The sequence below is a fragment of the Streptomyces sp. NPDC030838 genome (assembly GCF_055572035.1).
Map to the genome: position 1 here is coordinate 108,907 of NZ_JBVIED010000005.1, position 24,394 is coordinate 133,300.

Annotated in this window: 25 protein-coding genes and 1 tRNA gene; 8 read left to right on the plus strand and 18 right to left on the minus strand. The window is 71.0% G+C overall.

Annotated elements, in window-relative coordinates:
• Positions 1–43: 43 nt before the first annotated feature.
• Positions 44–1,390, plus strand: a complete 1,347-nt coding sequence (locus ACZ42A_RS15925; protein ID WP_468527786.1) for a vWA domain-containing protein — start codon at positions 44–46, stop codon at positions 1,388–1,390.
• A gap of 201 nt (positions 1,391–1,591) precedes the next feature.
• Here ACZ42A_RS15925 and ACZ42A_RS15930 read toward each other — a convergent pair whose 3' ends face one another.
• Positions 1,592–1,855: a hypothetical protein gene (locus ACZ42A_RS15930; protein WP_468528107.1), complete on the minus strand. Its 264-nt coding sequence runs from the start codon at positions 1,853–1,855 to the stop codon at positions 1,592–1,594.
• 37 nt (positions 1,856–1,892) lie between these two features.
• On the opposite strand from ACZ42A_RS15930, the gene ACZ42A_RS15935 reads away from it, so the two are divergent.
• Complete coding sequence (locus ACZ42A_RS15935) at positions 1,893–3,122, plus strand: FHA domain-containing protein (RefSeq protein ID WP_468528092.1); 1,230 nt, start codon at positions 1,893–1,895, stop codon at positions 3,120–3,122.
• A 16-nt stretch (positions 3,123–3,138) separates the two neighbouring features.
• On the opposite strand, the gene ACZ42A_RS15940 is transcribed toward ACZ42A_RS15935, so the two are convergent.
• Positions 3,139–4,122 (minus strand): methyltransferase domain-containing protein, encoded by a 984-nt coding sequence (locus tag ACZ42A_RS15940; protein WP_468527787.1) that lies wholly within the window; start codon positions 4,120–4,122, stop codon positions 3,139–3,141.
• A gap of 113 nt (positions 4,123–4,235) precedes the next feature.
• Between ACZ42A_RS15940 and ACZ42A_RS15945 the strand changes: the two genes are divergently transcribed.
• The gene (locus ACZ42A_RS15945; RefSeq protein ID WP_468527788.1) at positions 4,236–4,649 is read left to right on the plus strand and encodes a globin; all 414 of its coding nucleotides are present in this window, start codon (positions 4,236–4,238) and stop codon (positions 4,647–4,649) included.
• Between the two features lie 53 nt (positions 4,650–4,702).
• Here the strand turns inward: ACZ42A_RS15945 and ACZ42A_RS15950 are convergent, their stop codons facing one another.
• The 4 genes from ACZ42A_RS15950 to ACZ42A_RS15965 form a co-directional block, all read right to left on the minus strand.
• Entirely contained in the window at positions 4,703–5,380 is a 678-nt protein-coding gene (locus tag ACZ42A_RS15950) for a DUF8185 domain-containing protein (RefSeq protein WP_468527789.1), read from the minus strand.
• Positions 5,377–5,793 carry an acyl-CoA thioesterase gene (locus ACZ42A_RS15955; RefSeq protein ID WP_468527790.1) on the minus strand — a complete coding sequence of 139 codons (417 nt, stop codon included), beginning with the start codon at positions 5,791–5,793 and terminating at the stop codon, positions 5,377–5,379. Before ACZ42A_RS15955 ends, ACZ42A_RS15950 begins: the two co-directional genes overlap by 4 nt.
• Positions 5,794–5,799: 6 nt before the next feature.
• On the minus strand, positions 5,800–7,464 hold the full coding sequence (gene ettA / locus ACZ42A_RS15960) for an energy-dependent translational throttle protein EttA (RefSeq protein WP_468527791.1): 1,665 nt from the start codon (positions 7,462–7,464) through the stop codon (positions 5,800–5,802).
• A gap of 245 nt (positions 7,465–7,709) precedes the next feature.
• On the minus strand, positions 7,710–8,336 hold the full coding sequence (locus ACZ42A_RS15965) for a hypothetical protein (RefSeq protein ID WP_468527792.1): 627 nt from the start codon (positions 8,334–8,336) through the stop codon (positions 7,710–7,712).
• A gap of 212 nt (positions 8,337–8,548) precedes the next feature.
• On the opposite strand from ACZ42A_RS15965, the gene ACZ42A_RS15970 reads away from it, so the two are divergent.
• Together ACZ42A_RS15970 and ACZ42A_RS15975 are read left to right on the plus strand one after the other, a co-directional pair.
• Positions 8,549–9,535: a DUF6414 family protein gene (locus ACZ42A_RS15970; RefSeq protein WP_468527793.1), complete on the plus strand. Its 987-nt coding sequence runs from the start codon at positions 8,549–8,551 to the stop codon at positions 9,533–9,535.
• Positions 9,536–9,950: 415 nt separating this feature from the next.
• Positions 9,951–10,613, plus strand: a complete 663-nt coding sequence (locus tag ACZ42A_RS15975; RefSeq protein WP_468527794.1) for an HAD family hydrolase — start codon at positions 9,951–9,953, stop codon at positions 10,611–10,613.
• Here the strand turns inward: ACZ42A_RS15975 and ACZ42A_RS15980 are convergent.
• On the minus strand, positions 10,594–11,808 hold the full coding sequence (locus ACZ42A_RS15980; protein WP_468528093.1) for a helix-turn-helix transcriptional regulator: 1,215 nt from the start codon (positions 11,806–11,808) through the stop codon (positions 10,594–10,596). The two genes, ACZ42A_RS15975 and ACZ42A_RS15980, sit on opposite strands and share 20 nt — an antisense overlap.
• A 228-nt stretch (positions 11,809–12,036) precedes the next feature.
• Here ACZ42A_RS15980 and ACZ42A_RS15985 point away from each other — a divergent pair, with 228 nt between their 5' ends.
• Positions 12,037–12,558 carry a DUF6415 family natural product biosynthesis protein gene (locus ACZ42A_RS15985; RefSeq protein WP_468527795.1) on the plus strand — a complete coding sequence of 174 codons (522 nt, stop codon included), beginning with the start codon at positions 12,037–12,039 and terminating at the stop codon, positions 12,556–12,558.
• Positions 12,559–12,736: 178 nt separating this feature from the next.
• Here the strand turns inward: ACZ42A_RS15985 and ACZ42A_RS15990 are convergent, their stop codons facing one another.
• The 5 genes from ACZ42A_RS15990 to ACZ42A_RS16010 form a co-directional block, all read right to left on the minus strand.
• Positions 12,737–13,030: a hypothetical protein gene (locus ACZ42A_RS15990; protein ID WP_468527796.1), complete on the minus strand. Its 294-nt coding sequence runs from the start codon at positions 13,028–13,030 to the stop codon at positions 12,737–12,739.
• A gap of 20 nt (positions 13,031–13,050) precedes the next feature.
• Positions 13,051–14,466, minus strand: a complete 1,416-nt coding sequence (locus ACZ42A_RS15995) for a Cys-Gln thioester bond-forming surface protein (protein ID WP_468527797.1) — start codon at positions 14,464–14,466, stop codon at positions 13,051–13,053.
• Between the two features lie 261 nt (positions 14,467–14,727).
• Entirely contained in the window at positions 14,728–15,207 is a 480-nt protein-coding gene (locus tag ACZ42A_RS16000; protein WP_468527798.1) for a single-stranded DNA-binding protein, read from the minus strand.
• 252 nt (positions 15,208–15,459) lie between these two features.
• A complete protein-coding gene (locus ACZ42A_RS16005; protein WP_468527799.1) occupies positions 15,460–17,688 on the minus strand; it encodes a YfjP family GTPase in 2,229 nt (742 codons plus the stop codon).
• A 3-nt stretch (positions 17,689–17,691) separates the two neighbouring features.
• On the minus strand, positions 17,692–19,302 hold the full coding sequence (locus ACZ42A_RS16010; RefSeq protein ID WP_468527800.1) for a dynamin family protein: 1,611 nt from the start codon (positions 19,300–19,302) through the stop codon (positions 17,692–17,694).
• Between the two features lie 321 nt (positions 19,303–19,623).
• Here ACZ42A_RS16010 and ACZ42A_RS16015 point away from each other — a divergent pair.
• Together ACZ42A_RS16015 and ACZ42A_RS16020 are read left to right on the plus strand one after the other, a co-directional pair.
• Positions 19,624–19,696, plus strand: a tRNA-Arg gene (locus ACZ42A_RS16015).
• Between the two features lie 289 nt (positions 19,697–19,985).
• Positions 19,986–20,291, plus strand: a complete 306-nt coding sequence (locus tag ACZ42A_RS16020) for a chaplin (RefSeq protein ID WP_468527801.1) — start codon at positions 19,986–19,988, stop codon at positions 20,289–20,291.
• Between the two features lie 85 nt (positions 20,292–20,376).
• Here the strand turns inward: ACZ42A_RS16020 and ACZ42A_RS16025 are convergent, their stop codons facing one another.
• The 6 genes from ACZ42A_RS16025 to ACZ42A_RS16050 form a co-directional block, all read right to left on the minus strand.
• The gene (locus tag ACZ42A_RS16025) at positions 20,377–21,243 is read right to left on the minus strand and encodes a tyrosinase family protein (protein WP_468527802.1); all 867 of its coding nucleotides are present in this window, start codon (positions 21,241–21,243) and stop codon (positions 20,377–20,379) included.
• Positions 21,227–21,784, minus strand: coding sequence for a tyrosinase family oxidase copper chaperone (locus ACZ42A_RS16030; RefSeq protein WP_468527803.1), 558 nt, complete (start codon positions 21,782–21,784; stop codon positions 21,227–21,229). Before ACZ42A_RS16030 ends, ACZ42A_RS16025 begins: the two co-directional genes overlap by 17 nt.
• A gap of 157 nt (positions 21,785–21,941) precedes the next feature.
• A complete protein-coding gene (locus ACZ42A_RS16035) occupies positions 21,942–22,460 on the minus strand; it encodes a hypothetical protein (RefSeq protein WP_468527804.1) in 519 nt (172 codons plus the stop codon).
• A 230-nt stretch (positions 22,461–22,690) separates the two neighbouring features.
• Positions 22,691–23,314: a vitamin K epoxide reductase family protein gene (locus ACZ42A_RS16040; RefSeq protein ID WP_468527805.1), complete on the minus strand. Its 624-nt coding sequence runs from the start codon at positions 23,312–23,314 to the stop codon at positions 22,691–22,693.
• Positions 23,314–23,814 carry a DUF5949 family protein gene (locus ACZ42A_RS16045; RefSeq protein WP_468527806.1) on the minus strand — a complete coding sequence of 167 codons (501 nt, stop codon included), beginning with the start codon at positions 23,812–23,814 and terminating at the stop codon, positions 23,314–23,316. Before ACZ42A_RS16045 ends, ACZ42A_RS16040 begins: the two co-directional genes overlap by 1 nt.
• A gap of 222 nt (positions 23,815–24,036) precedes the next feature.
• On the minus strand, positions 24,037–24,327 hold the full coding sequence (locus tag ACZ42A_RS16050; RefSeq protein ID WP_468527807.1) for a hypothetical protein: 291 nt from the start codon (positions 24,325–24,327) through the stop codon (positions 24,037–24,039).
• Between the last annotated feature and the right edge of the window lie 67 nt (positions 24,328–24,394).

Genomic DNA, 24,394 nt, shown 5'->3' on the forward strand with positions numbered 1-24,394 from the left:
GTCACCCCGCTCCGGCGGGGTTTCAAGGGGGATTCGAGTACGTATGGCCAAATTGTCGAAGTCGAACGTGCCACAGTTCTCGGTCGACGTGTACCAGAACGAGTACCTCCCGGAGGGCGGCCGGGAGGTCAACGCGATCGTCACGGTGACCGCCACCGGCGGCGGCACCATCGGCAACGCCGTCACCGCACCGCACCTCTACGCGCCCGGCCAGGGCCCGTCCGCGGCCGTGGCGATCATGGTCGACTGCTCGGGCTCGATGGACTATCCGCCGACCAAGATGCGCAACGCCCGGGACGCGACCGCCGCGGCGATCGACACCCTGCGCGACGGAGTGCACTTCGCGGTGATCGGCGGGACCCATGTGGCGAAGGAGGTCTATCCGGGAGGCGGACGGCTCGCGACCGCCAACTCCACCACCCGCGAACAGGCCAAGCAGGCGCTGCGCAAGCTCAGCGCGGGCGGCGGCACGGCCATCGGCACCTGGCTGCGCCTCGCCGACCGGCTGCTGTCCTCGGCGGACGTGGCCATCCGCCACGGCATCCTGCTCACCGACGGCCGCAATGAACACGAGTCACCGGAGGACCTGAAGGCCGCCCTGGACTCCTGCGCCGGGCGTTTCACCTGTGACGCCCGCGGCGTGGGCACCGACTGGGAAGTGAAAGAAGTCACAGGGATCGCCTCCGCGCTCCTCGGCAGCGCCGACATCGTCGCCGACCCGTCCGGTCTCGCCGCCGACTTCACCCGGATGATGGAGACGGCGATGGGCAAGGAGGTCGCGGACGTCGCGCTGCGGCTGTGGACCCCGGTCGGCACGACCATCAGGTTCGTCAAGCAAGTCGCCCCGACCGTCGAGGAGTTGACCGACCGCCGCACCGAGGCGGGCCCGCGCGCCGGGGACTATCCCACCGGTTCCTGGGGAGACGAGTCCCGTGACTACCACATCTGCGTGGAGGTGCCGCCCGCGAACATCGGCCAGGAGATGCTGGCGGCGCGGGTCTCGCTGGTGATCCCGCAGCCCGACGGCAGCGCGCAGAACCTGGGAGCGCAGGGTCTCGTACGGGCGGTCTGGACCGACGACATGGCCGCGTCGACGTCGATCAACCCCCAGGTCGCCCACTACACCGGCCAGGCAGAACTCGCCCAAGTCATCCAGCAGGGGCTCGATCTGCGCAAATCGGGAGACATCGATGGAGCAACGGCCAAACTGGGCCGGGCCGTTCAGCTCGCCGGCGCCTCCGGAAACGCGGATACTGCGAAACTCCTTGCGAAGGTGGTGGACGTGGTCGATGCCGCGACAGGTACTGTGCGACTGAAGGCGAAGGTCGCGGAGGCCGACGAGATGACTCTCGAGACTCGGTCGACAAAGACTGTTCGTGTAAAGAAGTGACGTAAAGAGCAACGAGCCTGACCCCTTGGGGTTGGAGAAATCCGGCCGTGACGGCCGGAAAAGGAGAGGGGGAAGCGCCGACATGCCGACCTGCCCGAACGGACACCAGTCGGGTTCCGACGACTGGTGCGAGGTCTGCGGTCACCGCATGGCCGGAGCCGTACCCCCGCCCCCGCCCCCGCCGCCTCCCGGCGGTGGCGGCTACGGCTTCCCGCCGCCCGCGCCGGGCGCGGGCGGCCGCCCGGCCGCCGCACCGAGCCCGCAGCCGGAGCTGTGCCCGCAGTGCCGTACGCCCCGCGAGGGCGGTGCGCCGTTCTGCGAGGAGTGCCGGTGGAACTTCCTGACCAACACCGCGACCTCGTACACCCCGGCCGCCCCGCGCCCGCCGGCGCCCGCCCCCGGGCCCGGCACCGGCCCCGACCCCCGCTTCCAGCGGCCGCCCGGCCCGCCGTCGTACGGCGGCACGGACCAGTACGAGTACCAGGGCTCCCGCCCGTCCCAGGTGAACCGGCCCGCGGAGCCGATCCCTCCGGGCCCCGGCTTCGGAAGTGAGCCGGGAGGTCCCGGTGGCCCGGGTGGACTCGGTGGACCAGGTGGACCAGGTGGACCGGGTGGTCCTGCCGGCCCCGGCGGGCCCGGTGTTCCCGGCATGCCGCCTGGGCCCGGTGGCCCGGGTGGCCCCGGCGGGCCTGGCGGGTTCCCCGGCCCCGGTGGCCCTGGTGGTCCCGGTGCGCCCGGCGCTCCTTCCGGCCCCGGCGGACCCGGCGGCCCTGGTGGGTTCCCCGGTCCCGGTGGGCCCGGCGGACCCGGTGCGCCTTCCGGCCCTGGCGGCCACGGTGGCCCCGGGGGTCCCGGTGCCCCTGGTCAGCCCGGTCCCGGCGGCCCCTTCGGCGAGCGTCCCGGCGGCCCCTCCCCCGTGCCCAGTCAGCCCGGCCCGCCGCCCGGCTTCGGCGCGGACCCCTCACGTCCGGTCCCGCCGCCCCCCGGCCCGCCCGGTGGTCCCGGCGGTCCCGGTGCGACGGGCGGCGCCCCGCAGGCGTTCCACCAGCCCGGCCCCGGCGGCCCGGGTGGCCCCGGCGGTCCGCCCGCCCCGCCCGCCTTCCCGCAGGAGACGGGCGGCCGTCCGCAGCCCGGCGGCCCCTCCTTCGGCGGCGGTCACGACGACTGGGTGATCTCCCCGCCGTCCACCGGCCCCGGCGCTCCGAACGGACCCGGCGGCCCCGGCAGCCCGGGCGCCCCCGGTCAGCCCGGCGGCGGCTACGGCTACCCGCACCCCGGTGCGACCCAGGCCCCGCCCCCGCCGGGCCCCGCGGCCCCGCAGGGCCCGGCGACCTGGACGGCGACCATCGGTCCGGACCGCGAGTACTTCATGGCGATGATGCAGCGCTCCGGCCCCGAGGCCGCGGGCCTCAACCTGCCCGCGTACTCGCCGGAGCAGCAGCGCACCCTCACCGGCAACCAGGTGACCATCGGCCGCCGCCGCCACTCCACCGGCGACACCCCCGACATCGACCTGTCGGTGCCGCCGGAGGATCCGGGCGTCTCGCACCAGCACGCGGTGCTGGTGCAGCAGCCGGACGGGAGCTGGGCGATCGTCGACCAGAACTCGACGAACGGCACCACGGTCAACGGCGCCGAGGAGCCGATCCAGCCGTTCGTGCCGGTGCCGCTCCAGGACGGCGACCGGGTGCACGTGGGCGCCTGGACGACGATCACCATCCGGCGCGGCTGATCCCCGAGCAGGCGGCTCAACCCGGCAGGGGCCAGGCGTACGGCCCCTCCGGGTCGTCCAGCCAGGCCCACTCCCCGTCGCCGGTGACCGTGATGCCGTAGCGGTCCCGGCGCGGCCGGCCCTCGCGCTCCCAGAGCGCGTACGCCTCCTGCGGGTCGAGGGTGCCCCGGGTCAGCGCGAACAGGAACCGGAACAGATCGTCCTCGCGGCCCCGGCGCGGTACGGCCCCCAGTCCCGCCGACTCGACGTCACGGCCGCCGCCGCGCAGCGGCACGAAGTAGGCCGGGGTCTCCAGGAACCGGCCCTCGGCCTGCCCGCCGTCGCCGACCGTCAGCAGCACCAGACCGGTGGCGAGCGGAGTGAGGATCCGGCCGTCGGGCCGGCACTGGGCGAGCCAGGCGCGCGGGATCGACGGCAGCGCGCAGGTGGCGATGATCCGGTCGAACGGCGCCCGCTCCGGCACCCCGCGCGCACCGTCCCCCGTGACGACCACGGGGTGATATCCGGCGGCGTCCAGATGCCGCCGGGCGGACTCGGTGATCTCCGGCTCCAGGTCGATCGTGGTGACGAGATCGTCGTCGCCGAGCCGGTGCGCGAGCAGGGCCGCGTTGTAGCCGCTGCCGGCGCCGATCTCCAGCACCCGGTTCCCGTCCTCGATGCCCAGTGCGGCCAGCATCAGCGCCATGAGGGAGGGCTGGCTGGCGGAGGACAGCAGCTCGCCGTCGCGCAGCCGGGTGGCCAGCGGGGTGTCGGCGTAGGCGCCCTTCACCCAGCGCTCCCGCGCCTGCGGGTCGGAATGCTCGCCCCAGCGCCGTTCGTAACCGCCCAGGACGCCCACGTAGTAGTACGGCACGAACAGATGCCGGGGCACCGTGGCGAACACCTCCCGCCACACCGGGTCCGCGGCCCAGGCTCCGCTCGCCTCTATCTCCCGCACCATCGCGGCCCGCGCGGAGGCGGCGAGGTCTTCCAGGTCACTGTCGAGAGCGTGCGCACTCATAGGTCCACTGTGCTGCGCATCACACCGAGAGGCGAGCACTCCAGGTCCGGGGCGTGGCAGGGGCCGTGCGGGGGGTCCTAGGCCTCGAGTCCTCGGTCGTCGCGTCTGAGACCATGGAGGGCGTGAAAGAGATTCGGCGTGGCACGCTTCAGGAGCAGACCTTCTACGAGCAGGTCGGCGGGGAGGAGACCTTCCGTCGGCTCGTCCACCGTTTCTACGAGGGAGTCGCCGAGGACCCGATCCTGCGGCCGATGTATCCCGAGGAGGACCTGGGCCCCGCGGAGGAGCGGCTGACGCTCTTCCTGATCCAGTACTGGGGCGGTCCGACGACGTACAGCGAGAACCGCGGCCACCCGCGGCTGCGGATGCGCCACGCCCCCTTCACCGTCGACCGCGCGGCGCACGACGCCTGGCTGAAGCACATGCGGGTCGCCGTGGAGGAGCTCGGCCTGTCCGAGGAGCACGAGCACACGCTGTGGAACTACCTGACGTACGCGGCGGCGTCGATGGTGAACACGGCGGGCTGAGGTGCCGGAGGGGCGTCTCAGCGCACGGTGATGTCTCAGCGCACGGTGACGTCTCAGCGCACGGTGACGCCGAGCGCCCCGAGCCCCGACCGCCGTACGGCGATCGAACCGTACGGCGTCCGCAGCCGCAGCCAGGCCCCGGACGACAGCAGGGCCGGCTCCTCGGCGCCGGGGACCGGCCGTAGGAAGCCCAGCGACTGGGCGGCGTGCACGGCCCGTACCGGCAGCCCGGTCGCGCCCACGGTCCGGGACCAGATCTCCCGGCCGATCCGGTCCAGCTCGGCCCGGGTACGCGCCTCCGGCGCCAACTCCTCGATACGGGACCGGAATTCGGCGACCCCGGCGGCGACCATCGCGCGCAGCGCGTCCGTCGCCGGCAGCCCGGACTGCGCCTGCCAGCCGCCGCGCGGCGGGAGGACACCCGCCCAGGGCGGCCCGGTGACCGCACCGGGCACGGCGGCCGTGGCCGCCTTCTCGTCGACGGACTCCAGGAACTCACCGGCGGACACGGTGACGTCCAGGGTGACGTCGAGCCCGTTCTCGTACGGCTTGGCCAGCCGCACCGCGCGGATCGCCAGCACCTCGAAGGACGGCGGCCGCCCGAAGACGGCGAGCGCGGTGCCGGCCGCCTGGAGGCGCACCGCGGCTCCACGGTCGTAGTGGAGCAGCCGGGAGAGGAAGGCCGCGAGATCCGCGGCCTCCCCCTCGTCGGCGAGGTGCAGCACCGTCATGCGGCGACGGCCTCCTCCTCCGAGGCGTCGTCCATGTACTCCTCGAGGAACTCACGCTCGTCGGCGGTGATCCGACGGGGCCGCTGTGCCTCGAAGTCGAACGGCACGATGACGGTCGACGCCCGGACGTAGATCTGATCGCCGTCCTTCACCTCGTAGGCGAGGGTGAAGGAGGCGGCCCTGATCTCGGTGACCCACAGCTCGATGTCCACCGGATGGTGCCGGTGAACGAGCTGCCTCTTGTAGTCGATCTCATGGCGAGCCACCACGGACCCCTGCTTGAAGTCCTTCTCCGGGCGGAACAGGAAGTCGATACGGGCCTCCTCCAGGTAGCGGAGGAAGACCACGTTGTTGACGTGGCCGTACGCGTCCATGTCCGCCCAGCGCAGCGGGCAGCGGTAGATGTGCCGCAAGATCGATCAGCCCCGGGTCAGCTTCTTGTAGGTGGCACGGTGCGGACGCGCGGCGTCCGGCCCGAGCCGCTCGATCTTGTTCTTCTCGTACGACTCGAAGTTGCCCTCGAACCAGAACCACTTGGAGTCACCCTCGTAGGCGAGGATGTGCGTGGCGACGCGGTCCAGGAACCACCGGTCGTGGGAGACGACGACGGCGCAGCCGGGGAACTCCAGCAGCGCGTTCTCGAGGCTGCTGAGGGTCTCGACATCGAGGTCGTTGGTCGGCTCGTCGAGGAGCAGCAGGTTGCCGCCCTGCTTGAGGGTCAGCGCCAGGTTGAGCCGGTTGCGCTCACCGCCGGAGAGCACCCCGGCCGGCTTCTGCTGATCCGGGCCCTTGAAGCCGAAGGCGGACACATAGGCGCGGGACGGCATCTCGACCTGTCCCACATTGATGTAGTCGAGCTCGTCGCTGACGACGGCCCACAGGGTCTTCTTCGGGTCGATGTTCTCGCGGCTCTGGTCGACGTAGGAGATCTTGACGGTGTCGCCGACCTTGATCTCGCCGGAGTCGGGCTGCTCGATGCCCTGGATCATCTTGAAGAGGGTGGTCTTGCCGGCGCCGTTCGGCCCGATGATCCCGACGATCCCGTTACGCGGCAGCGTGAACGAGAGATCGTCGATGAGGACCTTCTCCCCGAAGGCCTTGCTGAGGTTGTTGACCTCGACGACGACGTTGCCGAGCCGCGGCCCCGGCGGAATCTGGATCTCCTCGAAGTCCAGCTTCCGCATCTTCTCGGCCTCGGCGGCCATCTCCTCGTAGCGGGCCAGACGCGCCTTGGACTTGGCCTGCCGCCCCTTGGCGTTGGACCGCACCCACTCCAGCTCTTCCTTGAGCCGCTTCTGCCGCTTGGCGTCCTTCTGGCCCTCGACCTTGAGGCGGGCGGCCTTGGTCTCCAGGTACTTGGAGTAGTTGCCCTCGTAGCCGTGCAGGCGGCCTCGGTCGACCTCGCAGATCCACCCGGCGACGTTGTCGAGGAAGTACCGGTCGTGGGTGACGGCCACGACGGTGCCCGGGTACTTGGCCAGGTGCTGCTCCAGCCAGTTCACCGACTCGGCGTCGAGGTGGTTGGTGGGCTCGTCGAGGAGCAGCAGGTCGGGCTGCTCCAGCAGCAGCTTGCAGAGCGCGACGCGGCGCTTCTCACCACCGGAGAGGTTGGTGACGGGCCAGTCGCCGGGCGGGCAGCCCAGCGCATCCATGGCCTGCTCCAGCTGAGCGTCGAGATCCCACGCGTTGGCGTGGTCGAGCTCCTCCTGAAGCTTGCCCATCTCGTCGAGCAAGGCGTCGGAGTAATCAGTCGCCATCAGCTCGGCGATCTCATTGAACCGGTCGAGCTTGCCCTTGATCTCGGCGACACCCTCCTGGACGTTCTCCAGGACGGTCTTCTCCTCGTTCAGCGGGGGCTCCTGGAGCAGGATGCCGACGCTGTAGCCGGGCGTGAGGAACGCGTCACCGTTGGACGGCTGCTCCAGCCCCGCCATGATCTTCAGCACGGTCGACTTACCGGCACCGTTCGGGCCGACGACGCCGATCTTCGCCCCGGGGAGGAAGTTCAGGGTGACGTCGTCGAGGATCACCTTGTCGCCGTGCGCCTTGCGCGCCTTGCGCATGGTGTAAATGAACTCAGCCAAGAGAAACCGTCCGGCAGCTTGAATCTGGCAGTGGGCAGATACACCCCATCTTGCCGTACCGCCACCCCTGGGCGGAAACGCGTAAGGCTAGGCGCCTCTGACCTGGGTTTTCATCACAGCCGGGGACAGCTCACCTGTCACTGTCCGTCGCCGTCGGTCGTCCTCGGGCACCCTCGCACGGCCCAGGGACGGCCCAGAACTCACCCGGCTCCGACAAGCCGCGACGGCCGCGACACCACCGCCGGTCACTCCAGCGGCACGGGAGCGACCGGGAGCTGTTCCTTGTACGGCCACGTGAAGGTGCGGTCGGGTTCGAGATGGGCCTCTCCCCAGTGGATGACGTGGATGCCGTTCTCCGCGTCGGCCGTGAAGAACACGGAGACCAGCCTGGTGGACGCTCCCAGTTCCTCGAACGCTTCGTGGAGCCCCAGGTACTCCTCGGTCACCAGGTCGCCGTCGACCTCGAACAGCCCGTCGGGGGGCTGCGGCCCATGAGCGCGGAACAGCCGCCGGCGGGTGGGCGACACGTTGGCAGGCAACCGGGCGCGGTCGAGCGGCTTCGGCTTGTCCGCGTACCTGAAGGGAAAAAGTGCGTGATCGTTGATCACGGCGTACTCGTACCCCCGCACGTCCCGCACGGACTCCCCCAGCTCCCGTGCTGTTTCCGCCAGGCTCTCGCGCACCACGCCGGCGAGGGTGACGCCGTAGGGACTCCGCTTCTTCAGCCCCGCGGCGAGGTGCGCGGCATGAGCCTTCGCATGCGCCTTGGCCAGTTGCACCGGAACCGCAGCGACAAGCGCGCCGGCGTGCCGCCCGAACCGCTCGACGGCCCAGCCCGACGGCCCCACCGGATAGCCACCCAACACCGACATGCAGTGCCCCCTCCCCCAGGTCGTCCCCTGCCTCTCAACTGTGTGACACGTACACGAAGGGCACACAAGGGGACGAACTGGCCAGGGCTGGGCCGCATGTGTTTGTCGCTCAGAACAGCCACGTCTGCGCCAGCTGGGTGGTTCAATCTCGTCACGCCGGGGCTGCACGCGCAAGAGCCTGGCGGGAGACGAGGTAAATGTCAGGAGAGCCAATGATTCTGCGTGAGTTCCTCTACGTGGACACCGATAAAGTCCGCGCCCTGCTCGCTCAACTCGATGGCGGAATCGCGGAAGAATCACGAGAGACGGAGCGTAGGGAGAAAAGGACAACCATCGGCCCGCGCTCGACAGCTCAACATCTACAGGGAACCGGCAGCGAGAGCTACACCAACAAATCTCTCGGCGACGCACTATTTCCAATGCTGGAAGAAGCGCTGGAATCTGAACTCCTGTTGCAGGATATCTCAGAGGAAGCGTCGGAGGTGGATCTTTGGGAATCAGGCAGCCTGAAGACCAAGTACCCTCCGGGCTCACTCGTTAGGATCACAGCCCCTGGCTCCCTGTTTGACACAAGGTATGCAGCCGCCGCATTTGCCGCGTTTGGGTACGTAAACGTTGGGCTCAAGGGCATTGGAGCCTCGCCATCGAATGAGCCGCAGCGAGCGGGAAAAGGCAAGCAGACCCCACAGCACCCAAAGCCCGCAAAGAAGGGCGAGAGGGGTGCCAACCAGCTGGAAGACGTAATCCCGGACTTCCCGGCGGTTGACGGGACGGACGGAAACACCCTGCGATCTTTTGTGCAAATCGCAAAAGGTGTATTCACCCCGGGCCTGCACATCAATTTGATTCCCGCCAAGGGTGCTCTAGTGAGCGCCCGACTCCAAGAGGGTCGCCAGTATCTCGACACAGAAGCAGAAATCCTTTTCGCTCGCTACGGCACTGAGCGTCACGATTGGACCTTGGTCGGCAGCATCGGGAGCTACGGGACAGAAGAAACCGAGCTGCCGGATATGGACTTTTATAATCCAGATGGAAGCATTAATCGCGGGGAATTCGCCGAGGCATTGAACGCCCAGATGCGGAACCTGGGGAGGATTGGCTTCATCGATCTGCCTCAGCATCCAGGATTCTCTATCATTCCATTCGCCGTCTATAGAACCATTCCTCGCAGTACCGAATTGATGCAGGCGCAGTCGTAGGTCGGCGGAGCGGCTTTGGGCTGGGGCTGCTTTGGGGCGAGTGATCGTGGCCCCGTAATCTGATGGCGAGTCGGGCAGTCTGTGGGACCTGCCCGTTAAAGCACGACGTTGAGACCATGATCTTAGAGGCTCGCCCCAAAGTGGCTGCTAAAGACGTGGAGTCGGCCGCCCCAGCCACAGGGGGCTCTCCTGCTTCATGCCCCGCAGCCGCCGAGCGCGCCGCCTGGCGCAGTCAGCCGGGGCGAAGACAGGAGGCAGGCCGCGCCGCTGAGGCGGCGCGCGCCCGCGCCGTGCGCGGGCCTTGGTGGGGTAGGGACAGTCCGACCGCCCGGTAGCTGCCCAGCCCCTCCGCTGCTTGGCCTTCGCTGCCTCCGGGCGGGGAGGGTGTCCTGCTGTGCCTCGATACGCTGCCTCGATGATTCGCGCTGTGATCTTCGACGTCGGTGAGTGCCTTGTGGACGAGACCACGGAGTACGGCACCTGGGCCGACTGGCTTGGCGTACCCCGTCACACCTTCGCCGCCATGTTCGGCGCCGTCATCGCCCAGGGCCGGGACTACCGCGAGGTGTTCCAGGAATTCCGGCCCGGCTTCGACCTCTATGCCGAGCGGGAGCGGCGGGCGGAGGCAGGCCGGCCGGAGACCTTCGGTGAGAGCGACCTGTACCCGGACGTGCGAGATGCGCTCGCCGCACTGCGTGCGGACGGCCTGTGGCTGGGCATCGCAGGGAACCAGACTGTGCGCGCTGGAAGGATTCTCCGCGAGCTGTTCTCGAACGATGTCGACCTGATCGGTACGTCCGACGACTGGGGTGCCTCGAAGCCGGACCTTGCGTTCTTCCATCGGGTCGCCGAGGTTGTTCCGGTCGGCGTCGACGAGATGCTGTATGTCGGTGACCGCGTGGACAACGACATCAAGCCCGCGGTCGCGGCGGGGATGCACACCGCGCTGGTGCATCGGGGCCCGTGGGCGACGATCCAGTGGCGGACCGAGGAAGCGGAGAAGCTCCCGACCTTCAGGGTCGAGAGCCTCCTGGAGCTGTCCCCGCAGATCGCCCGGTTCAACGAGCAAGGGCGCTGACGGTCGTCGACCAGCTGTACAGCCGGTCGTCCAGCTCCCGCACGCACTGCTCATGCTGGTGCGGCGCCAGCGTGCGTCGCACGTCGCGGACGCGGTCCATGCCTGTCGCGTACCAGGTGCGCTCGAGCTGGTCGAGGGCCTGCAGGGCGTAGCGGCACGCTGCTTCCGGGTCGCCGGCCGCGGCCTCCACCGCGGCCAGGTCGCCGAGGACGACGGTGCGCTGCTTCTCCTGGGCATCGAGGGCCTCCAGGGCGCCGAGGAGGGTGGCGCGGGCCTGGGGCAGGTGCCCCGCGCGCAGCTCGGTGTTGCCCTTGAAGGTGGCGAGCCGAGCGGGAGTGAACCAGTCCAGCCACTCGGGGCTGTCGTGCTCGCTCCCGTCGGCGAGGACGTCTTCTGCGTGCCGGAGCAGGTGCAGCGCCGTGCGGGTGTTCCCGCACCGGGTTTCGCACTCCGCCTCGACGGCGTCGAGCCACGCGAGCAGCTCGGCCGAGGGGTGGCCGCGGCGGGCGTAGGTTCGCGCTGCCACCATCCGCTCCATGGCCGCGTCACGGTCACCCGCCCATCCGGGGATGAACGCCATGTGCGCCAGGACTGCGCTGCCCATCAGGGCATCGTCGGCCTCGCCTGCGGCTTGCAGCGCGCGGAGCAGGGTCTGCTGCGCGCGGTCGGCCTCACGCGTGTCGAAGAACTCGATGCGGCCCGCCAGAAGGTAGCTCTCGGCGAGCGCCGCAGCGACCCGCTGCCGGGTCTGCCCGGCAGTTTCGGCAAGCAGCGCGCAGCCCAGCGTCGCGTGGGCGATAGTCGCGGGGTGCAGCGTGGCTGGGGCGACGGACCAGTACAGCCGCCGGTGCGAGCGGGTGATGGCTTCGTAGTCGGTGGCGGCGGTTGCGGGTTGTAGGGCGACCGGCTGAGTGGGGACGACCGCGAGCCCGACGGGCGCCGCGAGTACCGAGCGTCGCACCTGCCCAGCCGAGGCGCCTCCCGCTGGCGCGAATCCGAGTGCTTCCAACTCCTGCCCCAGGAGCCGTGTGAGGTTCTGGGCAACTTCGGGTTGTGGCATGGGCGGCTGCTCGGATTCCCAGCGGCGGACCTGCCGGACGCCTACCCCGAGAGCGTCGGCCAACGCCTGCTGAGAGTAGTAACCGGCCGCCAAACGGGCGGACTTGAGCCGTGCGTTGCCTGCGGACCGTGCCACTGCTTGCCCCATCTCCATCGCCGTACGCTGCGTCAAGTGTCGCTCCAAGACCTGTCATTGGCCAGCCGTCACCCTCTAGGCGCAATGGAAGTCCTCTTTGGTGCCGAGAAGAGGCCTCTTCGAGTCCTCGGAATCGGTTCACGTAAGGGCCACCCTTGTACGCACCTCATGGACCCTGGCGCCCAAGGAGCCTCAATGCCGACACAACTACGCACGGCCGGCGGTTGCATGCAGACAGCGCCCATCGACCTGGAGACCATGCGCGCCACCGCACGCCGACTGCTCGCTGAGGACACCGACCTCCCCTCCGACGATGAGCTGGAGACACTGACACTCCAACTGCGCGGGCACCTCATGCTCGCCATGCCGGTCGTCGAGGCACTGGCTGAGCGCTTCCCCGAGGACGACGTGCCCCGCGCATGCGCCCACGCAGCCGTCATGGAAACCCGCGTCCGCCTCGGCCTGAAGCCCGGCTGGAGTCTGCCCGCGCAGATTGCCTATGTGCAGCGGTTGGCGCGGTCCGTGAACGCCCTGTGTGACCACTACGAGAATCTGAGCAGCGGGAAGCCTGCTGTCCTCGACCCGCAGCGGGCCGCGCTCCTGCACCTGTCGAACCACTGCATCGAATGCTCGACGTGCATGACCACGGACGAGGGGACCGGCGTCAACGCCAACCTGTCATGCGCGGACGCCGACCGGCTCTACGAGGCATACCGGCGAGCGCAGCCGAACCACGGGTGGCAGTCGTGATGATCTGCAATCGCTGCGATCAGCCCATCCTGCCCGGCGGGCCTTGCACGGAGATCGACAAGATGTCGCCGTCCGGTGCCGGTACGACCCTGTACTGCCATGACCGGCCCTGCACCCCCGTACCGACCCAGACCCGTCAGCAGACGCGCCGGGCGGACTCCACCTACCGGTGACTTGGTCAAGCAGGGCCGAGAACACCCATCGCGCCGAGGACGAGACACACTGTGCCGAAGAGGAAGAAGCAGCCCAGACCGATGAGGACGGCGCCCAGTCTGACGACCGCCGCGCTCCTGCCTTCTGGCGCTGTCAGCGAGCCGGAGATCTTGTGCCCGATGTTGAGATGGGCCGGCAGCCTTCCGGTCCGGCAGAGCATCCGTCCGAAGCCGATGAGCGCCACGCCGAAGATCAGGGTGAGCACGCTGGTCTGGAGCTGGTAGGCCGGGTCGTGGGCGTGCGAATCGGCGATGATCACTTCTCCCCCGATCAGCCCGGTCAGTCCTGGGTCTTCTTCCTGCGGACCAGCACCAGCGCCGCCCCGCCGATCACCACCAGCCCGATCGCCACGCCGCCGATCACCGGTGTGGCGCCGGAGCTGCCCGTGGCCGCGAGGTTGACATCGTCGGTGGGGGCGGGGACGGTCGCGGGGCTGGGCTCGCTGACGGTCTGGGTGGTGGTGCCGGTGTCGGCGGTCTCGGCGGACTGGGTGCGGCAGTCGAGGACGCCGGTGAAGCGGTGTTCCTGGCCGCCGGGACCGGTGATCGTGAAGTCGTAGGCCTGGTCCTCCTGGAGGGGGACCGTGACCGTGCGGGTCTCGCCCGCGGCGATGGTGTGCTCGGCGCCCATCAGCTCGAAGGTGAACGGGGCGTCGCCCTGGTTGACGGCGGTGATGTCGACGCCGCCCTCGGCGCAGTTCTCCGTCGCGGAGAGGGCCGGGATGGCGCCGGTCTCCGCCCAGATCGCGCTCGCCGTCGCGGAGACGGTGGACTGGCTGGAGCCGGCCAGGATCTGGGTCTGGCTGCGGCTGTCGGAGGCGAAGGCCCGGCCGACGGGGACGGTGGTGGAGGCCTGCACGGTCAGGGCCGCCGAGCCGTCCGGTGCGTCCGTCGGCACGTCGAAGAAGAGTTGGGTGCCGTTCTTCGCTGTGGTCAGCTGCTTGCCGTCCTTGCCCACGATCCGTACGCCGCTGGTGGCCGCGTCGGTCGGCGGGGTCACCGTCACGCTGTCCGCGTTGGTGCGCACGGTGACCGGGCCGAGCAGGCCGCCGGGGTGGCCGGAGAGCGCGGGCGGGTCGAGAGTGAGGGACGCCTGGGGCTCCTCCGTGTCGCGGGCGCTGTCCTCCAGGTAGTCCGCGAGCTTCTCGGCCTGCGGATCGAGGGCCTCGACGTCCACGCCGTCCGAGTAACGCCAGATCGCCACCTGGGTGCCGGCCGCGGCGTCCTGTTCGGTGAGGCCGCCGCGCACTCCCGCCTTGCGCGCGAGTGCCGCCAGGTCGTTCACCTGCGGGTAGGAGTTCTGCAGGATCCAGCGGATCCGGCCCGCGTCCTTGTTGGCCCCGAGCGAGGTGCCGCTCCAGGGGGTCTCGTAGTACTTGGCGTCCCTCTGCGTGGGGTTGTGGATGTCGACGCAGTAGGTCTGCAGGGTGCCGCCGCCCTCGACGGACATCTCGAACAGGCCCGCCGACAGCTCCTGGTCCCCGGCGTCGGTGTGCACCACCGCCGCGCCGTACGTCTCCAGGCCACCGATGATGGCGGTCGCGCCGCCCTGGGCCTGCCCCGCCGCGCCGTCGGCCGCGGCCGGTCCGGCGGCGGCCGTCAGCGCGGCCACGGCGAGCCCGGACACCAGCGTCGCGGCGGCGATCCTGGCCGCCCCTCGCCCGCACGCGGACCGTGCGGAGAACGCAGAAAACACAGAATTCCCCTTCGAGCAGGACCCGTTGACGTGGGGGCGCGGTCCCGCCAGCAGAGTGGTCAAGCCCCTGGAGCCATGTCCGGCATCCTAGGGAGGCGGGCGCGCCGCCTTTCCCGGTGATCCCGTCGGAGGCGTGATCCGACTCGTAATCGTTATCGCCGGGGCGGGCTTGAGCTGGGCTTATCGACAAATACACCGGGTTGTTCGGAGCGTATTCGCCGATAAGCCCGCACTTCGGTCACCTCAGTGCGTTGCCTGACATCACGTCACCAGGGCTGGCTCCTGCTGCTTTTGGGCTCCAGTCTCGTCGGGTGTGGTGGAACCGTCCGGGGGTGTCTCCCAGTTGGGTTCCGGACGCGGGGGCGAGGCCGCCGGACCCTCAGCGCGTGACGAGCGCCGGAAGAGCGAGGTGCCGCGCGTCATGTCGTGCCCGATCGCGATGGCGTCGATGTCCGCGTAGGTGCGGTTCTGCCCCTCCCGCGCGTCCGTGCGCACCTTCAGCCGGCCCTGGACGATGACGGGTTCGCCGACGGTCAGCGAGTTGCTGACGTTGACGGCGAGCTGGCGGTTGGCCCACACCGTGAAGAAGTTGGTGTGCCCGTCCGTCCAGGTGTTCTTCTCCCGGTCCAGATAGCGCGCGGTCACCGCCAGCCGGAACCGCGTCGACGGACCCGTCGGCGTCTCCCGGTAGACCGGCGGGGTCGCCACGTTGCCGACCGCGCAGATGATCGTCTCGTTCATCGTCAGCCCCTCCCTCGTACGGGCCCTCCCGTACGGCAGCGTCTGGCCCGGCGACCGCGTCCGTCGCGATCGCCGCGCCCTCAGACTGCCCCCGTCCCGCCAAGCTCGCCGCGCCCTGTGGACCACCCCCGACCTGTGGAAAACCCCGCCACCCACACGGGTGACGGGGCTCCCCCACCGGTGACCCACCCAGTGCCTCGCGCCGACCCAGCGCCGGCGCCTCACCCCCCACCCAGCGCCGGCGCCTCGCGCCTACCTCCCCCCGACCCCCGCCCCGACGACCCGCCCGTACTGCTCCCGCACCTCCTGGTACCGCAGCAGCTCCGCTGCCACCGGATCCAGCACCCGCGCCCGCCCGCACCCGGCGGCCGCCTCGCGCAGTCTTCGTTCCGCCTCCATCCCGTACCGCCGGGCCGGCCCCCGCGCCGCCATCCGGCAGCCCCACTCCACCAGCGGCCCGCCGACGATCCCGGACACCATCAGCAGCACCGGCACCCCGAGGTTCGGCGACATGACTCCGACGATCTGCCCCACCAGCCACAGCCCGCCGAGGACCTGCAGGATGGTCATGGAGGCCTGCGCCAGCACGGCCGCCGGCCACCAGCCGGGCCGCGGCGGCCGCCCCGGGGGCAGCCCGGCCCGCGCCGCCAGCTCGTCCAGCGCCTCCGGCAGCCCCTGCGCGCCGCGAACGGCCGCCTCCCGCACCGCCTGCGCCCAGGGCGCGGGCAGCCCGGCCGCCGCCCGGTCGGCCACCGTCCGCACCGCCTGCTCGACCCGCTGCCGCGCGGTGGCCTCCTCCTCGGCCTGCGTCCGGAGCGACATCCGGCCCGTGAGCGGTTCGTTCCGGCCCTGGCACCACCGCCACAGCCGCAGCCAGGGCGTGCCACACGCGCGGTTGGCGTTGCGCAGCCAGGCCCGCTCGGCCGCCTCCCCGGCCGCGGTGGCGCCCACCGCGTCGGCGAGGCGCGCGGAGAACTCGTCCCGGGCCGCCTCGCTGAGCCCGCTGCGCCGGCCGGTGGCGTAGACGGGCCGCAGCCGCCACGCGGCGGCGTCCAGGTCCGCGGAGATCCGCCGGGCCGGTGCGCCCCGCTCGGTGACGAACTGGCCGAGCGCCTCGCGCAGTTCGCCGACGCCGTCCCCGGTGAGCGCGGACAGCGCCAGCACGGTCGCGCCGGGCTCGCCGTACTCCCCGAGGGCGATCCCGTCCTCGTCGAGCAGCCGCCGCAGATCGTCGAGGACCTGCTCGGTGGCCTCCCCGGGCAGCCGGTCGGTCTGGTTGAGGACGATGAACATGATCTCGGCGTGTCCGGCCATGGGCCGCAGATAGCGCTCGTGCAGCACGGCGTCGGCGTACTTCTCGGGATCGACGACCCAGATGATCGCGTCCACGAGGGCCAGCACCCGGTCCGCCTGCTCCCGGTGCTGCACGGCCGCCGAGTCGAGGTCGGGCAGGTCGACCAGGACGAGGCCGCGCAACTGCCCGTCGGGGTCCGCGTGCTGCGCGGGCCGCCGCCGCAGCCGGGGCGGGATGCCGAGCCGGTCGATGAGGCTCGCCGCCCCGTCGCTCCAGCTGCACGCGATGGGCGCGGCCGTGGTGGGGCGGCGTACGCCGGTCTCCGAGATGGTCACCCCGGCGAGGGTGTTGAACAGCTGCGACTTGCCGCTGCCGGTGGCCCCCGCGATGGCGACGACGGTGTGCTGCCCGGAGAGCCGGCGCCGCGCGGCGGCCTCGTCGAGGACCCGTCCCGCCTCGGCGAGCGTCCGGCTGTCCAGCCGGGTGCGGGAGAGCCCCACCAGCTCGCGCAGCGCGTCCAGCCGCGACCGCAGCGACCCGTCGTACACCAGCGGGGCCGCGGCCTGCGGCCCGCTGAGGCGGGTCTCGACGACGACGGCCTGCTCGGCCTGGGCGGCACCTTCGGTGACCCGGCGGGCGATCAGCCCGTCGTCCCAGACGATCCCGGACTCCGAATGGTCTGTACGGGCCTCCGAACGATCCGTACAGGCCTCCACGCGGTCCGTACGGGACTCCACACGGTCCGTACGGGCCTCCGGACGCTCCGTACGAGTCTTCCGACGCCCCCTACGAGGTGAGGCGTCGCCATCGGCCTTCCCGCGCCCGTCGGCCTTCGCATCGGCCTTCGCGTCCCCCTTCGTAGCGCCTTTCGGATCACCTTCCGCCCCGCCGCCCTTCACGTCACCCTTCGCAACACCCTCCGCGCGGGAGTCGTCGGCCCCGAGCTGCTTCACGCGCGCGCGTGCGTCGTCCTCCCGGTCCCCCCGGTCCCCGCGGTCCCTGGCCCGCTGGTCCGCGTCGGCCGCCGAGGACGAGGCCGCGTTCGCGGCACCGGAATCACCCTCGCCTGGGGCGCGGCCCTCGTCCTCCGGAGTCCGGCCCTCCCCCTGGAGGACGCGATCCGTCTCATCGGAGTGACCGTCGTGATCGGCGTGCTCCGTGTGGTCCTGGTCAGTGACGGCGGTCACCGGTCACCTCTCCTTCTGCAGTACGGACAGCGCGGCGATGAGTTCGGCCTGGGGTTCGGGGTGGACGTCGAGGGCGTCGAGCGGGGCGAGGCGGCGTTCGCGCTCGGTGTGCATCACCCGGTCCAGGTGCTCGGCGAGCAGCCGGCCGCCCCGGTCACGCAGCCGCAGCGCCCCGTGCGCGCCGATCCGCTCGGCGAGCCCCTCGCCCGCGGACCGGGCCCGGCGGCCGCCGAGCAGCGCCGTGGCGACCAGTGCGGCGACGACCTCGGGGTCGGGCGCCGGGCTCCGTTCGAGTTCGCGCACCTCCTCCTCGGCGTACTCCTCCAGCTCGCGCCGCCACCGCCGGACCGCGAGGCCGATCCGGTGCACAACGGTCTCCGGCTGGGCATCGTGGTCCGCGATCAGCCCGGGAGCGCCCGCCGCGGGTTCGCGCCGCCAGGCCTCGTCGACGCGCTCGTCGGCGGCGGTGACGGCGCACAGCAGCAGGTCGCCCAGGCTCTCCACGAGCGCGTCCAGCAGCTCCCCGGCGGTGCAGTCGAGCGGGAAGGCCCGCCAGCGCTTGAGGGCGTTCCCGGCCAGCACGGCCCCGGACTGGAGCCGGCTCCGCACGCGCGCGTGCTCGCTGTCGTAGGCGGTGTCGACGGCGGAGGTGAGGCGGAGGGCGGCGGCGTACTGTGCGGCGGCGGCGCTGGCCAGCTCGGGCATCCGGGCCTTGAGGGAGTCCAGTACGCCGTACGCGGTGCGGGCCATGGCGTGCTGCCGGGCGGCGGGGTCCTGGGCCTGGTGGACGAGCCAGGTGCGCAGCGGCGCGACGGCGGTGGCGGGCAGCAGTCCGCCGCCCCACGCCGATTCGGGCAGCTCGGGCACGGTGAACCGGGGCACGTGGCCGAGGCCGGCCTTGGTGAGCAGGGCGCCGTACTGCCGGGAGACCTCGGAGACCACCTGGTGCGGCACCCGGTCGAGCACGGTGATCAGGCTGACCTGGTACTCCTTGGCGGTGCGCAGCAGATGCCAGGGCACGGCGTCGGCGTACCGGGCCGCCGTGGTGACCATGATCCAGATGTCGGCGGCGCAGATCAGCTCGGCGGCGAGGACGCGGTTGTCGGCGACGAGGGAGTCGATGTCGGGCGCGTCGAGCAGGGCGAGGCCGGGCGGCAGGGTCTCGGCGGACTCCACGCGCAGCACGCGCGCGGGGTTCTCGCCGGGGAGCAGCAGATCGTCGGCGGCGTCCTGCGGGGACACCCACACGCGCGTGAGGTCGGGCAGCACCCGCATCCCGCTGAACCAGTGATGGTCCTCCGGGTGGCAGACCAGCACGGGGGTCCGGGTCGTCGGCCGCAGCACGCCCGCCTCGCTGACCCGCCGTCCGACCAGCGAGTTGACGAGGGTCGACTTCCCGGCGCCGGTGGATCCCCCCACGACGGCGAGCAAGGGCGCTTCGGGCTGTCTCAACCGGGGCACCAAGTAGTCGTCGAGCTGGGCGAGCAGTTCGTCGCGGTTGGCACGCGCGCGTGGGGCCCCCGCCAGGGGCAGCGGGAAGCGTGCGGCGGCGACGCGGTCGCGCAGCGTGGAGAGTGCGTCGAGCAGTTGAGGCCGTACGTCCAAGGTCACCACATGCGAAGAATGCCCAATTTTATGGGATTTCTGAAGCATATGAGCATGTCTGCGCGCCGACAGAACACAAGGGACGGAAGGGATGACTGGGACACGAAGGCAGTCCAGGCATAACGAGTGCACAACACCCGGTGCGTAAGGCGTCAAAAGCGCTGCACGATTCGCACCTGCCTGCGATTATCAGGACCGCTTCACCGAACCTCCACATCGAGCCACGGAGGCGAAGCAACAGGGTCAAGGATGCGGGAGCCCTATCCTTGTCCCCGGCAACGTCACGGATCGGCCCACACCCGGGCACCACGACAGAGGCCACCACACCCGGCCCCCGTAGCTCAGTGGATAGAGCAGGCGCCTTCTAAGCGCTTGGCCGCAGGTTCGAGTCCTGCCGGGGGCGCCCACCCTCCGCCCTCCCCTCCGGGAGGGCTTTCGTATGTCTGCCGCCGGTCGGTAAAGGCCCCGTTCCGGACAGGACTTGGGCTTGTTGTGATCGAGGTGCAGCGAGGTGCGCCGAGGTACGCGCATCTCGCGTCGCGGCGCCGTTCCCCGGCGCCCCACCGCCCCGCCCTTCTTCAAGAAGGGTGATCCGTGCCTGATCGCCGTGACCCGCCAAGATCCGCCGCGTTGAACGGGGAGTGCGGCGGCGCCACCTGCCGTCGTGCTCATCGAGTCGTAAGGAGAACGTGATGTCTCGCATCGCGAAGGCAGCCGGTGTCGCGCTCGGCACGGGCGCCATGGTCCTCGGCGGGGCCGGCCTGGCCACGGCGGACGCGGGCGCCTCGGGCGCGGCCGTCCACTCGCCGGGTGTACTGTCGGGCAACCTCATCCAGGTTCCGATCCACGTGCCGATCAACCTGTGCGGCAACACCGTCGACGTGATCGCCGCGCTGAACCCCGCCTTCGGCAACCCCTGCGTCAACAAGGACGGGGACAAGAAGAAGGACGACGACGACAAGAACGGCCACGACGACAACGAGTACGGCAAGAGCTGACGCCCCGCCGCGTCCGAGCCCCGGCACCCCCGAGCGCCGGGGCTCTCCCGTGTCCGCGCATCCGCGCACCCGCGCGTCCGCGGGCTCACGCGTACCGGTAGATCCCGCCGTGCTCCTCCAGCTCGTCCGGCGTCACGTCCCAGGGCAGCAGCTTCTCGTGCCGCGCGACGACCCGTCCGTGCTGGAGATCGCCGTACCCCGGCGGCTTCGCCGGCAGATAGCGGTGCTCGCGATGACGCCGCTGCCAGCGTGACCAGAGCAGGTCGATGAAGGCGTGGTGCAGCCAGAACACCGGGTCGTTGACGGACGCGCCGCCGACCATCGCGCCGCCGACCCACCGGTGCACCCGGTTGTGGTTGCGCCACGAGGAACTGCCCCGCCCGGTGCCCCAGCCCTCCAGCTTGTTGCGGAAGCCCCCGGTGGCCGTGGAGTCCCACGGCGAGACGTCGTAGACGGGGTCCTTCATCGCCCACTCCAGCTCGTCGCTGGTGGGCAGTTCGATGGGATCACGGGCCCGGCCGAGGTCGCGCGTCAGGAACTGCCCGTCGGTCACGCCCTCCGTGAGCGTCCAGTTGCCCTGCGCGTAGGCGAACGGCCCGGTCATCACCTGCCGGTCGGAGGGCCGCCCGTTGCCGCCCAGCAGGTCCTCGGTCCACGGCACGGAGGACTTCCCGCGGTCACGGGTCCAGTCCCAGTACGGCACGGACACCGACGCGTCGATCCGGTGCAGCGCCTTCTCCAGCTCCAGCAGGAACTTGCGGTGCCACGGCAGGAAGGAGGGCGCCATGTGCGCCGTACGCAGGCCCCGCTCGCCGTCCGCCACGTAGTACTCGATGTGCATCCGCACGAACTCGTCGTATTCGCCCCGGCGTTTCAGCTCCAGCAGCGCCTTCACGAACCGGCGCCGCTCGGCGCGGGTCAGCGTGCTGACGTCCTTACGGGTGTACGCCATGATGTCCCCCCTCGTGATGCCCCTCGTGATGCCCCTCGGCGGGGCCCGTCTCGCGCAGCTGCTGTCCCGGGCCCAGTTCGTCGACGGCCGCACGGGCGGCTTCGAGCGGGGTCGGATACGAGTGGTAGTGGTCGACCATGGTCAGCCAGCCGCCGTCGGCGCGGCGCATCAGATGCAGCACGCGACCGTCGACGGTGACGTGCCACTCGTCGGCGCCGAGCGCGCGGTCGGCGGCGTCCGCGGGCGCACCCACGATGTGCCGGCCCCGGTAGATCTCGTCGAAGGCGAGGTCCGCGGGCGGCTCGTCCCGGCGCGCGGGACGGGACGCCGCCACCAGTGGGGCGATCGTCAGGGCGGCGGCCGAGGCGAACAGTCCGCGCAGCAGGTCGCGCCGGGTGCGGCGCGCCGCGCCCGGTCTCGACGGCCCGTCCCCGCTGCCCGGCCTCGACGGTCCCTCCCCGCTGCCCGGTCTCGACGGTCTGTCCCCACCGCCCGGTCCGTGCTCCGCGCCCACCGCGACTCCGCCGACGCTGACGACCATCGTGTGCTCCTCGTCCGGGTTCGGTTGTCCGTACGGGACTAACCGCCCGTCCCCGCCCTCGGTCACCGTGCACGGCCGCTACACGCCACGGACAGGCGAAGGGCCCGGGCGGCCACGGCGCGGCGCCCGGGCCCGTGGCCCTTCGCGATCGGTGTCCCTACAGTCCCGGCCCCATGACGAGCGCGGCCCCCGGCACGGTCTGGAGCACCGGCGCGACGACGCCCAGCTGCGGCAGCTTCGCGTCGGGCAGCCCCCAGTTCTCGGCCTTGGGCGCGGTGAGCGGGGCGTCCACCGCCAGGCCCGGGGCGAGCGTGCGCAGGTCGGAGGCGGGGGCCTGGACGCCGAGATGATCGAAGTCGTCGCCGAGCAGGCGCGGCAGCGGGGCGGTCACGTCCGCGCCGGGCAGCCCGCCGCTCACCGGCAGCTGCGGAAGCGCCCGGTCCGGGAGGAGCCGGCCCGTGACGTACCGCGGGCCGTCGGGGGCGCCCGGCTTCAGCAGCGGCAGCTCGCCGGCGACCTCGGGCAGCTCCATGTTGAGGGACCGCTCGGCCCCCTCCAGCGGCAGCGGGACGGGGACCGTGCCGGCCGCGGCGGCGGGGGACGCGGTGGTGGCTCCCACCGCGGCCGCGACGCCGGTGACGACGGCGGCAAGGGTTCCTCGGGTGGTCGGCTTCATCTCAGGCGGGGTCCCTTTCAGGAGTCGGAGGGCTGGGCGTCCGTACCGCGTAACGAGCCTGAGAACCCTCCTGAGATCGGCCCCGGGCACATTTCCCCCGAGTGCCGCAGTAGTACGACGTCCGATTAGTAGTAGTACGACTTAGTAGTAGTACGACGTCCGACTTGTCAGCTCACGCAGCTCATGCAGCTCATGCAGATCGTCCAGCTTGCTGAGCTCGCTCAGCTCGTTCAGCTCGTCCAGAAGTCCCACCAGCGAGTCAGGATCAGCATCCCGATCACGCCGAGGTGCGCGACCGGCAGCACCCAGGTGAACTCGTCGAGGAACGCCCGCAGCGCGCGGGGCGCGGGGAGGAAGCCGTTGCGTACGGCGAAGGACGTGACGTACCAGAACAGGATCACGGTCACGATCCACGCCAGTACGCACCACAGGCACAGGGCGTTGATCCGGTACAGCGACTCGAACTGGAGCCAGGAGACGAAGCCGACGCCGAACAGGCAGCCCGCGTCGAAGGTGAGCCAGTACCAGCGGGGGAAGGCCGCCCCGGCCAGCAGGCTCACGCCGACGCAGATCACGACGGCGTAGGCGGCCAGGCCCAGCATCGGATTGGGGAACCCGAAGGCGGCGGCCTGGTCGCTCTCCATGACGCTGCCGCAGGACAGCACCGGGTTGAGACTGCACCCAGGGGTGAAGTCCGGGTCCTCGAGCAGCTTGAACTTGTCGAGCGTGATGACCCAGGAGGCCAGCAGCCCCGCCGCTCCCATGACGACCAGCAGCAGCGCGAACCCGCGCCCGGCACCGGCGGTGCGCGCCGCCGGTGCCGGGCGCGTGCGGTGGTCTTCGGACCCGTCCATCAGGTTCGCAGGCTGCGGGCCGGCAGGACGATGTGCGCGGCGGCCTTCAAGGTCTCCTCGTCACCCGCGAACGCGGTCAGCTCCTCGGGGGTGACGGTCCTGCCCGGAGTGTCACCGGACCACGGGCGGGTGGTGAAGATGAAGTAGGCGAAGCCGCGGTCGGCGACCGCCGCCAGCCAGTCCTCGCCCACCGTGCACTGGGCGTTGAGGCGCGGCATGGTGACGACCGCCTGACCGGCCACGACGAGCAGGCTGACCGGCAGGCTCGGCCGCAGGGTGCCGTCGACGAGTTCGCCGCCGAGGGGAAGGCCGCTGTCCGTCAGCATCTTCGCCACGGCGGCGGACGTGGCCTCGGGACCGTCGGGGCCGTCACCCAGGGGACAGGCGAGCAGATAGGGCATGTCGCGTTCGTCGGCGGCCTCGCCGCTCCAGGCCATGATGACGAGGGTGCCCAGGTCGTTGGCGGGAAAGCGGCGGGATTCGGTGGGGGTGGTGGTCACCGCGCGACCTTATCGACGCGCCGGAAGGGGGCCGGACGGGTTCTCACCCGAGCGGCCGATGGCCACCGCGGTTGCCACCCGAACGAGGGACGGACCCGCGCGGCTCGCTCGAACAGCGCAAAGGGCCGATTCCCGGTGGGGCGGAATCGGCCCTGTCTGGGACGCGGGATCGCGGTCCGCGTCGGGGCGCGTACGTCGGCGCGAGGGTGCGGTGCGCGTACGTCAGCGCTGGATCGGCAGGCCGCCGAGCAGACCGCCCTTGGCGTTGAGGGTGTCGGTCGCACCGTTCACCGTGCTGAGCACGGAGTCCTTGTTCTCGGTGTCGAGCGCCCGCGACTGGTGCTTGAGCGGCATCAGGTCCATGGGCTTGATGGGGCCCTTGGTGAGCGTGTTCACGGCGCCGTTGAGGCTGGTGGGCGTGAGGTCGGCGGTGTTGTAGGCGTACGCGGGCGCGGCGGCACCGGCGATGACCACGGACCCGGCTACGACAGCGGCAGCCTTCAGGGACTTCATCGTGTTCCTTTCTTCGGCGACTCGTGCCGCCGGAGTGATGCGGACGCCGTGCCCAACGATCCCCACG

Coding starts and splice junctions, on each gene's coding strand:
- ACZ42A_RS15925 (WP_468527786.1), top strand. CDS start 44: ATGGCCAAATTGTCGAAGTCGAACGTGCCACAGTTCTCGGTCGACGTG.
- ACZ42A_RS15940 (WP_468527787.1), bottom strand. CDS start 4,122: ATGAGTGCGCACGCTCTCGACAGTGACCTGGAAGACCTCGCCGCCTCC.
- ACZ42A_RS15945 (WP_468527788.1), top strand. CDS start 4,236: ATGGAGGGCGTGAAAGAGATTCGGCGTGGCACGCTTCAGGAGCAGACC.
- ACZ42A_RS15950 (WP_468527789.1), bottom strand. CDS start 5,380: ATGACGGTGCTGCACCTCGCCGACGAGGGGGAGGCCGCGGATCTCGCG.
- ACZ42A_RS15965 (WP_468527792.1), bottom strand. CDS start 8,336: ATGTCGGTGTTGGGTGGCTATCCGGTGGGGCCGTCGGGCTGGGCCGTC.
- ACZ42A_RS15970 (WP_468527793.1), top strand. CDS start 8,549: ATGATTCTGCGTGAGTTCCTCTACGTGGACACCGATAAAGTCCGCGCC.
- ACZ42A_RS15975 (WP_468527794.1), top strand. CDS start 9,951: ATGATTCGCGCTGTGATCTTCGACGTCGGTGAGTGCCTTGTGGACGAG.
- ACZ42A_RS15985 (WP_468527795.1), top strand. CDS start 12,037: ATGCAGACAGCGCCCATCGACCTGGAGACCATGCGCGCCACCGCACGC.
- ACZ42A_RS16000 (WP_468527798.1), bottom strand. CDS start 15,207: ATGAACGAGACGATCATCTGCGCGGTCGGCAACGTGGCGACCCCGCCG.
- ACZ42A_RS16020 (WP_468527801.1), top strand. CDS start 19,986: ATGTCTCGCATCGCGAAGGCAGCCGGTGTCGCGCTCGGCACGGGCGCC.
- ACZ42A_RS16025 (WP_468527802.1), bottom strand. CDS start 21,243: ATGGCGTACACCCGTAAGGACGTCAGCACGCTGACCCGCGCCGAGCGG.
- ACZ42A_RS16030 (WP_468527803.1), bottom strand. CDS start 21,784: ATGGTCGTCAGCGTCGGCGGAGTCGCGGTGGGCGCGGAGCACGGACCG.
- ACZ42A_RS16035 (WP_468527804.1), bottom strand. CDS start 22,460: ATGAAGCCGACCACCCGAGGAACCCTTGCCGCCGTCGTCACCGGCGTC.
- ACZ42A_RS16040 (WP_468527805.1), bottom strand. CDS start 23,314: ATGGACGGGTCCGAAGACCACCGCACGCGCCCGGCACCGGCGGCGCGC.
- ACZ42A_RS16050 (WP_468527807.1), bottom strand. CDS start 24,327: ATGAAGTCCCTGAAGGCTGCCGCTGTCGTAGCCGGGTCCGTGGTCATC.